We start from the raw sequence: 11,999 nt of genomic DNA, 5'->3' as shown, positions 1-11,999 counted from the left end.
GAGCGGGCGGGTTATTTTGGTTTGATGGGCGCGGATACCTATGTTGGTTTGGGCGTGGCACAGCAGACCATTAAGTTGAATGGCTACAAAGATACGGATGTACCAGGCCTGGTGCTGACCTTGGGAACACAGGTGTCGTCCTGGGTGGATGCCGAATTTAGATTGTCTACGAATAATCAGCGCATTGAGTTAGATCAAAAAAATAGCACAAACCAGATTCAGTTCGATGAGTTTTACGATGTCAGTGGCTTATTCAAATTTAAATTACAAGGTCAAGCAGCCGCTAAAAATGCCCATATTCATGCCATTTTGGGATATAACTTTAGCCAATATAAAACGCGTGAACTGACGGGTAATGTGGTCACCTCGGAGGTCAATAAACAAACCAACGATGGTTTGATATATGGTGTGGGGGCGAGCCTAAAACTCACACCTAAACACGCGCTCGATGTGCGTTATTTGGCATTACAGAGTCGTGAAAGTTTTGATAATAGCGATCAACTAAAACGTGATTCAATTGGGATTAGTTGGCTTTATTATTATTGAGTCAATTTTAAAATACAAAGTTCATATCAAACCCATAAACAAAAAACCACCAGGCCTGGTGGTTTTTTGTTTTAAGCTTAGTATAATATTTTGAATTAAATCAAACTACCGTAGCCTTCCTGATAGGTTGGGTACTTGAATTCGTAGCCGCTTGCACGTATTTTGGCATTGGATAAACGTTTATTACTGCGCATGGTGCGGCTATTTTCAGTGGGTTCGGTGTGCTCGATGTAACCCACACTCAATTGTTCTGCTAACCATTCATACACTTCACAAGACTGGGTGGGTTGGTTATCCACGCCAATATAAAGCGGATCGGCTTTATCTAGATTCATTAAGTGTTTAAAGATGCCCACGCAATCGTCAGTATGGATGCGGTTGCTGTAAACGTCTTCCATACACTGTGCTTTGCCTTTCATCACCAAATCGATGATATGGGTGCGCCCTGGACCATAAATGCCACCAAAGCGCACTACCGTCGCCGGATAGCCAGAGTTTAAGGCTAGGTTTTCGCCTTCTAATAAACGGCGGCTGGAAAAGTTATGTTCTTCGGCCAAACTGTCCTCGGTCACCCATTCACCCTCGTTTTGGCTAAAGACGGATGTGCTAGAGGTGAAAAACAAGTGTTTTAACTTTTGGCCTTTTAAGGCCTGCAATAGATTTTTTAAACCCGCCACATAGGCTTGGTAATAAGCAAAGTCATTGTACTTGCCAGCGGCAGCGGTATAAAACACCGTATCTAAACCGTTAGGCAGCTCTAAGGCTTCACTGGTTAAGTCGGCGCTAATCGCGATCATGGGGTCGGGGATTTTATCGCCATCTCGGCGTAAACCATAAACTTCGTGGCCGTCCGCCGCCAGTTCGAGTCCTAAACGACAACCTATGTCACCACAACCAGCAATGAGTATTTTCGGCATAACGTCCCTATAGAAAAGTGAGGGTGGATTTTGGGTGTAGTATGCACAAGTTTGCACGAATAGAAAAGGTGTCGTCTTAAATTTTTACAGGGAATTTTAAGCTTAAAGTAGCGGGGTTGTGGGCGAACGCCAAATGCAAAAAAGCCAGACAATGTCTGGCTAAAGCTCTATTAGGAGGAAAACACAGCGTGCCGAAGCACGCTTTTGTTGCGAGGTTTTTTAGAAGTTCATACGCAATGAAACGGTATAACCCATTTGTGAATGTTTAACTTCGTGTGTTGTTGCACCTGAGCCGCCTAGTCCAGCAGATACGGCGTTAGTATCTACTGTTTTTGACACTTCTGGCGCATAGACTACAGCACCTTCAAGCGTCATGCGATTAGTTAATTCATAACCACCACCAAAGGTGAAGTGAGTTTCAACAATGCCAGGGAAGAAGTGGTTGTTAAACAAATCTGTTGCTTGACCAGCATAAGTACCATCGTCAACTTTTTTGATTGGGTCTTCTGCATGGTTAACACCGACACCTGCCCAATAACCGTTACCAGAGAATTTTGCCCCTAAAGCAAATACATTTTGGTCTTCCCAGTTAAAGTCTTTATAACCTTTGGCTTGACCCCAGGCAATTTGCTTAAAGTCAGCGGTATACATCATATTGCCCATGGTGTAAGCGGCACCGATTTTTAATTCGGCAGGTTGTTCTAAGTCATCACCAAAGTCCAAATTAAAGCCATCAGCAGCCACAGAAATTTGATCATCGTATGTCATAGCAATCGCTGACTGATAAGCTAAGCCAATGGTTAATTCAGGAGTGACATCGAAATAACCACCTAGGTTAAATCCATAACCTAGGTCAGTTGACATCCCGTTACCTATATTATATGTCGTACCTGCAGTACCCATATTACCTGCGGCATCAAAAAACTTATAGTTGATGTCTAATGAGCCGTACTGAATAACTGGTGCAAAACCAATACCATATTGTTCGGTGTTGTAGGCAAGAGTTGGTGCAAACTTCATAATTTGTAGGTTACTGTAACCATTGAATAGCCCTGAACCATCGCCGTTAGTACCCATTGCTGCCTGAACGCCAGCAGAACCTGCGTTATCACGGTAATCGACACCCATACCAGCAGAGCCATAAATGCCTAAACCAAACACTAGGTTTTCATTAATGCGCGTCGCCATTGATACTTCTGGAATAATATTAGTATCAGCTTCGCTGGTTTGTGAAACTGGTTGACCAGTCATGCTTGCTACATCTGTTTCAGCGGTTACATCCGGCTTAAACAAAGTCCCGCCAATTGCAAATTCAGTACCTTGCATTTTACCTAGAAGGCCAGGGTTGGTTAGGGCGTTTTCAGAACCGAAGAATGCTGCGGCGCCTGTGCCGCCTAATGCGCGCGCTTGTGCGCCTAGACCGATTAGGTGGTCGCCGTTGGTTGCTAGAACAGGTTGTGAAACCATGACGGCGGCGGTGATCGCCAATGCAATTTTGGTTTTTTTCATTTGAATATCCTTTTTTAGTGATCTTTTATACTTAAGACTTATTTGTGTAGCGCGAGGTCATCCTGCGTTGGACGTTACTATCGCGTAATTAGGATAAAAAAGATAATTCAAAAAACTTTATGGGGTATTTGCTAAATTAATGCTAGATAAGTTTTTGATAATACAATGATGTTCTTATATTAAAAACCGTATATTGGTATAAGTTTTTTTGATAGTTTTGGGTGGGTAAATCAGTAGTGGGTGTTTCGCTTTGCTCAGAGTGATAGATAGTTTTGATTCAGGCATAAAAAAACCACCAGGCCTGGTGGCGTGGTGGTTTTTAAGGTGTTTAACGCTTTAGGTTGTGATTAGAATGCGCCTGTTGCGCCGTTTTCCATCATTTTCCAGATTGCATTACGTACGTCCATGGTTAATTTCTTTAGATCTTCTGGCATTTTTTTGCCCATTTTAACCATCATGTCCATGTTCATGGTGTATAGGTGTAAACCATCTTCTTGTTCAACCACCGCTACACGACAAGGTAGGAAGGCTGACATAGCTGGGCTGAAGTCTAACATGTGACGTGCAGTTTCTGGGTTACAGGCTGAGATAATGTGAATCACGCCAGACTCAACACCACGTGCATTTAGTTCTTGAGATAAAGGAAGTTCGCCTACGTTCATTAAACCAGGAGTTTGAATGGCGACGTCGTTGATAGAGTCGATAACGTCTTGTAATCCTAGACCATCGTCTACTTTACGGTGCCAAACCACGGCCCAACCGATGTCGCCTTCGCTTTCAACCCAACGATCCCAGATTTCGTTGAAGGTTCCCCAGGCGCCTTCTTCTAGGTTGCCGGCTGACTTGATTGTGCCACAGCCTGACATTAAGGCGATGATGCCGGCTAGGAAGCCAACTTTTAGCATTGTGATGGTTTTCATGTGAGTACATCCTTTAAATTTGGTTTTCTGATAGAAAGTGCACATTTTGTGAAGCTTTCTTGATTTCGGAAATAAGATTACTCTTATATTTCGCAAAAGAGAAAATCAATTTTTTTGGCCTGGAATAACAAAATTTTATTAGTGTTTCCTTATGCCCTAATATTAGAGGATTCTAATTTAGTGAGAATCCAGCTGAAACCCAAATGCTTTCAGGATGTTATCTAGTTTTGCTTGTTGTGAATGTACGAGCTTATGTTGTGACCATTCTCGTCGAATCGGGTATTGACGACGATATAATTCAAACTGAGCTTGCACGTTTTTTACACTTTTGTCGCGAATGGCGAGGTCATCCGCCAGAATATCGTAGGCTTGTTTGAGTATTTGCGCGAGCGCGGTTTGCGGATTTTGACTGTTTGGTGGATTGAGGGCGGCTGGCGGATTGGGTAATTGAGTTTGCCATTCGGTTTGAGGCGTGATTTGCCAAAAATCACACAGTTGTTGATACACCATAGACGAACCCGCGACTTTGGCTTCTAATGAATGCCCAGCTATGTGAGCGGTGGCGATATCGGCTTTGGCATAGAGATTGGCATCTATATTGGGTTCGTTTTGCCAGCAGTCGATTATATTGGCGCGATTATTCAACTGACACCAGGCCTGCTCGTTAATAATACCGCCACGTGCGGCGTTGATTAAGATCGCGCTGGGTTTAATGAGCGCCATGTTTTGTGCATTAAGCAAATCCAAACTAGCGAATTCGCCACTTTTAGTTAAAGGCGTATGCACGCTAATAATATCCGCCTGTTGGAGCAACTCAGTTAACTCGGTAAATTCCTTATCGCCTTCGGCTTGTTGGCGGGGCGGGTCATTTAATAAGCAACGCATGCCGAGTGCGCGGGCTTTTTGTAACAATAATTTGCCGACATGACCGACGCCAATGATGCCCAGTGTTTGTTGCGATAAATCGATTTGATGCTGTTCGGCTAACACCAATAATCCACTGATGACGTATTCCGCCACTGAATTGGCATTGCAACCTTGCGCGGAATAAAACCGAATGTTGTTTTGCGACAACCAGGCCTGGTCAATATGATCCAACCCCACTACGGTGCTACCGACAAATTTGACCGAGCTGTTTTCTAGCAGATTGGCATTCACTTGAGTGCGAGAACGCACAATAAGTGCATCCGCGTGCTTCACTAAATCCGCATTTATATCGCGGCCAGCTACCAGTTTGACATCACCTAGGTGCGCAAACATCGCTTGAGCATAAGGAATGGCATCATCAATAATCAGGGTTTTTTGTGTCATACTAAGCTCCATAAATGGGATGCCTGCCGCACTAATAGGCAAGCCAAAAGAGTTGTAAGAAGGATAACGCATGTTGCAAAAAACGCAATCGACTTTGATTGATGGCCCAGTTGGGGCGATTGAGTGCCGAGTAGGGCGCGTTAAAACAGGTGAGCGACCACCAGGCCTGGTCGTGCTAACCCACCCACACCCTTTATATGATGGCACCATGAATAATAAAGTCGTGACCACGATGGAGCGTGCATTTGCACAAATGGGTTGGCAGACTTTGGCCTTTAATTTTCGTGGTGTCGGTCGAAGTGAGGGTTCGTATGATCACGGCCAAGGCGAACAAGCCGATTTAGCCGCTGCGGTCACTTGGGCGCACGGCATGTTTGGCGATTTGCCTTTGGCCTTGGCCGGGTTTTCGTTTGGCAGTTATGTAAGTGTGATGCAGGCCAAAGCCTTGCAAGCCAAACATTTAATTACCGTCGCGCCACCGGTCAACTTATATGACTTCAGTCAGTTGGATTTAGCCGACAGTGTGAGTTGGAGTTTGGTACAAGGCGGGCAAGACGAAGTGGTGCCGCCACATAAGGTGATTAACTGGATGCGAGGTTTAAATCAGCGCCCGGATGTGTATTGGCGCGAGGATGCAAGCCATTATTTTCATGGCGAATTACTCTGGCTAAAAAAAGTGGTGAACCTGGCCATTGAGTAAGGTTTCAGCAAGCATCAAGTAAATTTTATTGGCGCATAAGGTTTTACTTATATGTTAAGTCAGATATAATATTAGTAATTTCTTATATTCTAATGTGCTTGAAAAGGAAAAACCCTAGCTATATTCTGGTGAAATTCGGTTTTTCATCAGTAAGTTAGTTGTTTGGGACGCTCATTTTCTAAAGGAAAAATACGCATGAAATTACGAACTTTGGCTTTGGCTATCTCCGTGGCGTTACCAGGCCTGGTAACGGCGCAAACGCTTGATTTTCAAACCAGTGTGGAAACCACGCTGTCACAAAACCCGCAACGCGATCACAGTCAGTCGCAAATTGACCAAGCGCAAGCCGCGTTAAGTCAGGCGGGTTTGAGTCGCTTGCCGCAATTTAATTTATCCTTTACCGCCTCGAACTCTAATAACCCTTTAAATGTATTTGGCATGAAGTTGCAGCAAAAAAATGCAACGTTTGCAGATTTTGGGTTTTCTGAAGCGCAGGCAGCTTTTGGGAGCGGCGACTATAGTGTAAAGCCAGACGATTTAAATAAGCCCGACGCTTATACCGATTTTAATACCCGCATTGAAATGCTGTTGCCGATTTGGAATGGTGGCAAAATTTCGAGCGCCAAAAACCAAGCGGGCGCGATGTTAGAAGCGGCGCAAAAAGGCGACGTCGCGGTTCAGCAAATGCTGACTTATTATGTGTATGAAGCTTACGAAGGCGTGCATGCCGCTCGTGCTTTTATTCAGGTAGCCGAGCAAGCCTTAAAGGCCGCGAATGCGTATGTAAACACCACTCGTAACTTAGTCCAGCAAGGTGTGGTTTTACGTTCCGAATTATTAAGTGCGCAAGCTCACCAGGCCGAAGCCGAATTGATGTTAGAGCAAGCCAAAAACCACGAGCAAATGGCGTTGGATGGTTTGCGTTCGTTAATGGGCATGGAAACCCATGCGCCTTTGGATGTCGCCGGTCGTGTCAATATTGATTTGCCCAGTGACAATTTAGATGAAATGACGCAAATGGCGTTAGACACTAATCCAAAGCTACAAGCCATGCGCCAACAAGTTAAAGCGAGTCACGCTGCGGTTAAAGGCTCACGTGCTGATTTGTACCCCAGTTTTAATTTAATGGCGCGTCACGATTGGAACGACAATGAGTTGGGATTTAATGCCAGCTCTTATACCGTGGCCGCGGTGGCTTCTTGGAAAATTACCGATTTTGGCGTAACGGGTCGCGCGGTCGACCAAGCCAATGCGGCCGCTCGCGGGCAAGAAGCGCAGTTGCGTTCGGAAGAGCGAGCGGTGCGTTTGAATTTGCTAAAAGCTTGGCGTCAATACCAAAACGAGTTGAAAAAAGTGGAATCCAATAAAGCCGCGGTGAACTACGCGGCGGAAGCTCAAAGTTTGATTGCACGTCGTTATGAAACCGGCGTATCGACCATGACCGAGGTGTTGGCGAGTCAAGCTCAGCTGGACAAAGCGCGCGCCGAATTGGCGAATGCAGAATACGCAATGAATATTCAAAAAGCGCAATTGCGATTGGCCACTGGCCGTATGCAGTTGGACCAAATGTAATCGATTAGAGGGTAGAAATTATGAAACCGATGTGGATGCTAGTAAATGCCGGTGTAATGGCGGCGCTTTTGGGCGTAAGTGGTTGTTCATCCGAGGATGCGACCGATCAAGCCGCTTATGATGTGGCGAAATATGAAGTGACAACGCATAAGGTTGGGTTGGGTACGGTACCGATGGTAGCGCATGTGCCCGGCTCGGTGGTGCCAGACCAGCAAGCCCGTATTGCGTCACGTTTGATGGGTTATATTCGCAGTATTCCGGTTGAAGTGGGTGAAAGTGTAAAACGGGGCGATCTTTTATTCTCAATTGATCCGCAAGATATTCAAAGCCAAATTTCTCAAGCGCGTGCGGGGTTCCTACAAGCGCAAGCGGCGTTAGAAAATGCGAAAGCCGATTTTGAACGTTTCTCTGAGTTGTACAAAGAAGAATCGGTGTCGCGCCAGCAGTTTGATGGTATCCGTTTGCAATATAGTGTTGCACAAGAAAATTTAGCCGCGGCTAAAGCCGGTTTAGAGCAGGCAGAATCGCAATTGAACTATGCCAACGTGCGTGCGCCTTTTGATGGCGTTGTGGTGCGAAAAATGGCGGTGGCGGGTGACCTAGCTGCACCAGGTAATCCGGTGGTGATTATTGAAAACCTTAAGTCTTTAAGTGTGCAGGCGGAAGTGTCGCAAGATTTGTATGCACAGTTGCAAGTGGGCGACACCGCATTGGTGATGGTGGACGGTCAGTCTGAACCTTTAGAGGCCGAAATTTATTCATTGGTTTCAGCCGCTAATCCTAAAACGCGTGGGCATAATTTGAAGTTGAGTTTGCCTGATGTGAATAATGTGAATTCTGGCACATTTGCGCGCATTGCGTTTAAACGCGGCGAGCGCCAAACATTATTGATTCCACAACAAGCAATCGTAAACCGCAGTGGCATTGAAGGCGTGTTTGTGGTGAATGATGATAATCATGTGCAGTTCCGTATGGTGCGTATTGGTATGAAGCAAAATGGCCAGGTCGAAGTGCAAGCCGGTTTAGATATCGATGAAGTGATTGTGACATCCAATCACCAAACTTTGGTCAATGGCGATCAAGTTATCGTTACATCCGCGAATTCTGAAACAGGAGCCTAAACCATGGCACATGAGGATAAAGAGATTAAATTAAACATGGCCGGAAAACTGGCGCAGATGTTTATTCATTCCAAAATTACCATGATGATTATGATTGCGGTGTTGTTAGCCGGTATGTTGGCTTTGTTTGTCACGCCGCGTGAATACAACCCGCAAATTGTGGTGCCAGCCGCAAATATTATGGTACCCAAGGCGGGGGCGACACCGGAAGAAGTTAATAACATGGTGGTGAAACCGCTCGAAACCATTATGAATGCCTTGCCAGGCGTCGAAAACACCTATGGTTATGCCACCAGCGATTTTGGCGTGGTCACGGTGCAGTTTAAAGTCGGCGAGAATCAGGTTGATAGCTTGGTGAAGGTTTACAACCAGGTGATGCAAAACATGGATCGCATGCCACCGGATACACAAGATCCGATTATTAAACCAATTAACGTCGATGATGTTCCGATCTTAACTTTGGCTTTAACGTCTGAACGCTTGGATGGTTTTGATTTACGTGACATCAGTTTGAAGTTGATTGAGCAACTGCGCAATGTGCCGGGCGTGTCTTTTACTGAGGTAATGGGCGGTCAGCAACGCGCGGTGAATGTCTGGTTGGATTCGCAGAAAATTGCCATGACCGGTTTATCGTTAGAAGATATTAGCGATATGTTAGTAGGTAGTAATGTGTCGTTACCTGTCGGCTCGTTAGTCAACAATAATTTAAGTCATCCGGTGCGTGTGAACGGCTATTTAGGTAATGCGCAGGAAGTGGGCGACATTATTATTGGCGCAGACAAAGGTCAACCTATTTTCTTACGCGACATAGCACGTATTAAAGATGGTCCGCTCGAAACCGATGTGCATACCCGAATTGGTTATGGCATGGCGGCGCATGCGAGCAAGCGCGGTGAGTTTCCAGCCGTTACTTTATCGATCGCCAAAAAGCCGGGTACCAACGCAGTTACGGTATCGAATGCGGTATTGGAAAAGCTAGAAGAGTTAAAAGTCAGCATGTTGCCAGCCGATGTTGAGGTGGTAGTCACGCGCAATGATGGTGAAATGGCCGACCAAGCCGTGAATATTTTGATAGAACACTTGGGTATCGCGATTGCCTCGGTGGTGATTATTTTAATGATCTTCTTGGGTTGGCGTGAAGCCGGTATTGTAACCTTGACGGTGCCCTTGATTTTATTTGTGGTATTAGTGGTCGGACTGTTGTTTGGTCAAACCATGAACCGCATTACATTGTTTGCCTTGATTCTATCGCTGGGGTTATTGGTGGATGCCGCGATTGTGGTCATCGAGAATATCCACCGGCATATTCATCATGGTTTCGATCCAAAAAACTTTGATCAACTTTTGATTAAAGCCACTAATGAAATCGGTAATCCAACTAACGTGGCGACGTTAGCCGTTATTTTGGCGTTTATTCCAATGATGTTTGTAACCGGCATGATGGGGCCATTTATGGCACCGATTCCGTTTAACGTACCGATTGCGATGATTGCCTCTTTGTTAATTGCTTATATTTTGGTGCCTTATGCGTCTTATCGTTGGTTGGGCAAAAAGGCCATCGCCGAAATGCAGCGTCGCGAAAGCATGGAATCGCATCACGTTGAAAAAGAAGATTGGATGCAACGTTTGTATGTCAAAACTATTGTGCCGATGATTGAAAGTCGTACCAAGCGTAATTTGTTCTTGGGCGCGGTGTTGGTGAGTTTGATGGCCGCCATGTTGCAACCCGCCCTACAGTTTATGCGCGACGATGGCATGAACAATCCGCTTCATAAGGCGGGGGTGGAAGTCAAAATGTTGCCGTTTGATAACACTAATACCTTCTTGGTACAGGTGGACATGCCGGCTGGCACAGCCAGCGAAGCAACAGACCGCGTGGTGCGTTTTGTGGGCGATATTCTGAGCAAAACACCTTATGTAAATGATTACAGTGTTTATTTGGGTGCGCCTGCTCCAATTGATTTTGCCGCTCTAGTGCGTGGCGATTTGATTAAGCAGGGCAGTGAGTTTGCGCAGATTCGTGTGAATTTAGAAGACAAACATCACCGCAGTTTAAGTTCGCACGAAATTGCGCAACTTTTGCATGATCGATTTGCGATGGTGCGTCAGGACTTCCCAGAAGCGAAAGTAAAAATTTACGAAACCCCACCCGGACCACCGGTTTCTTCGCAAATTTTGGCTGAAATTTATGGGCCGGATTATGATGTGTTGCGAACGGCGGCGAATGAAATCACCGCTAAGTACGAACAAATTTACGGCATGATTAATGTCGATAATTCGGTGACAGATGATGTACGTAGCTACGAAATTAATATTGACCGCGAAAAAGCCAATTTGTTAGGCATCGCGCCTGCTTTGGTGAGCAAAATGTTGCGTGATTATATTAATGGCTATGAGCTAGGTTATATGCATTTGGATAACGTGCGTGAGCCAGTCAATATTGTGGTGCGTTTGCCGCGCGAAGAGCGTACCGTGCCTGAGCAGTTGTTGAACTTGCGGGTCAACTCCTTCTCGGGAGATGCGGTGCCTTTATCATCAATTGCGACAATTAACGAGCGTGTTTTAGATAAACCGATTATGCGTCGCGATCAGCATTCGATGGTGATGGTAGGCGGTGAGTTGTTACGCTCGAGCCCGGTTTATGCGGTTTTAACCTTGGATAAAATGTTAGACGGTGTCACCTTACCTGAATCTGGTGCCACCTTTACCACAGCTAACTTGGGCTTTGTGGAAGCGCAGCCTAAAGATGTCACCGATTACACTTTATTGTGGGGCGGTGAGATGCGCTTAACCCTGGATGTGTTCCGCGATATGGGTTCCGCGTTTATTGTAGCGCTGGTGTTTATCTATTTGATCTTAGTGGGTTACTATCGATCGTTTATGGTGCCGGTCATTGTGATGGGTGCGATTCCTTTGACTATGATTGGCGTATTCCCGGGGCATTGGATAATGGGGCAGGCGTTTACCGCGACCTCGATGATCGGTGTGATTGCCTTGGCCGGGATTGTGGTGCGTAACTCGTTATTGTTGATCGACTTTATTTTGGAATATCGTCGTGAAGGTAAAAGCTTGCGCGAATCGGTGATTGAAGCCGGTAAAGTTCGTTTCCGTCCGATCCTATTGACGGCCTTGGCGATTATTACCGCGTCCTTGATCTTGACGACCGATCCTGTCTTTGGTGGTCTGGCGATTGCGTTAATCTTCGGTACGATTTCATCAACCGTATTGACCTTGTTAGTGATTCCGTTGATGTACTTCATCTGGCAGACTTATTACCCGTCTAGTCCAGATCCAGAAGATACGCCTAGAATTGCGAAAGATCTTCAAGCGAAATAAGCGTTTATTCGCTTATTACAAACCCCGCCTTGGCGGGGTTTTTTTATGTCTGACTATGGTGGTTTGG

General features: G+C 45.6%; 9 protein-coding genes. 5 read left to right on the top strand and 4 right to left on the bottom strand.

The genetic code is table 11. From position 1 onward, the window contains the following. Positions 1–546 (top strand): outer membrane beta-barrel protein (locus VIM91_RS11595; protein ID WP_331864968.1); only part of this gene is annotated, 546 nt, incomplete at its 5' end. Between the two features lie 95 nt (positions 547–641). Here VIM91_RS11595 and VIM91_RS11590 read toward each other — a convergent pair. From VIM91_RS11590 to VIM91_RS11575, 4 genes are all read right to left on the bottom strand, one after another. Next, entirely contained in the window at positions 642–1,463 is an 822-nt protein-coding gene (locus VIM91_RS11590; RefSeq protein ID WP_331864967.1) for an SDR family oxidoreductase, read from the bottom strand. A gap of 219 nt (positions 1,464–1,682) precedes the next feature. Beyond that, positions 1,683–2,972 carry an OmpP1/FadL family transporter gene (locus VIM91_RS11585; RefSeq protein ID WP_331864966.1) on the bottom strand — a complete coding sequence of 430 codons (1,290 nt, stop codon included), beginning with the start codon at positions 2,970–2,972 and terminating at the stop codon, positions 1,683–1,685. Positions 2,973–3,319: 347 nt separating this feature from the next. Continuing rightward, a complete protein-coding gene (locus tag VIM91_RS11580; protein WP_331864965.1) occupies positions 3,320–3,892 on the bottom strand; it encodes a DUF302 domain-containing protein in 573 nt (190 codons plus the stop codon). A gap of 177 nt (positions 3,893–4,069) precedes the next feature. Continuing rightward, positions 4,070–5,203: a 4-phosphoerythronate dehydrogenase gene (locus tag VIM91_RS11575; RefSeq protein ID WP_331864964.1), complete on the bottom strand. Its 1,134-nt coding sequence runs from the start codon at positions 5,201–5,203 to the stop codon at positions 4,070–4,072. Positions 5,204–5,273: 70 nt separating this feature from the next. Here VIM91_RS11575 and VIM91_RS11570 point away from each other — a divergent pair, with 70 nt between their 5' ends. The 4 genes from VIM91_RS11570 (at position 5,274) to VIM91_RS11555 (ending at position 11,932) form a co-directional block, all read left to right on the top strand. Continuing rightward, positions 5,274–5,903, top strand: coding sequence for an alpha/beta hydrolase (locus tag VIM91_RS11570; RefSeq protein ID WP_331864963.1), 630 nt, complete (start codon positions 5,274–5,276; stop codon positions 5,901–5,903). Positions 5,904–6,098: 195 nt separating this feature from the next. After that, the gene (locus VIM91_RS11565; RefSeq protein ID WP_331864962.1) at positions 6,099–7,475 is read left to right on the top strand and encodes a TolC family protein; all 1,377 of its coding nucleotides are present in this window, start codon (positions 6,099–6,101) and stop codon (positions 7,473–7,475) included. A gap of 20 nt (positions 7,476–7,495) precedes the next feature. Further along, positions 7,496–8,596 carry an efflux RND transporter periplasmic adaptor subunit gene (locus VIM91_RS11560; RefSeq protein WP_331864961.1) on the top strand — a complete coding sequence of 367 codons (1,101 nt, stop codon included), beginning with the start codon at positions 7,496–7,498 and terminating at the stop codon, positions 8,594–8,596. A 3-nt stretch (positions 8,597–8,599) separates the two neighbouring features. Further along, the gene (locus VIM91_RS11555) at positions 8,600–11,932 is read left to right on the top strand and encodes an efflux RND transporter permease subunit (protein WP_331864960.1); all 3,333 of its coding nucleotides are present in this window, start codon (positions 8,600–8,602) and stop codon (positions 11,930–11,932) included. Positions 11,933–11,999 lie beyond the last annotated feature (67 nt).

Source organism: Thiomicrospira sp. (assembly GCF_036568485.1).
Classification (GTDB): domain Bacteria; phylum Pseudomonadota; class Gammaproteobacteria; order Thiomicrospirales; family Thiomicrospiraceae; genus Thiomicrospira.
The sequence above is the reverse complement of the archived record's forward strand: the minus strand, read 5'-3'. Positions and strand labels throughout refer to the sequence as shown.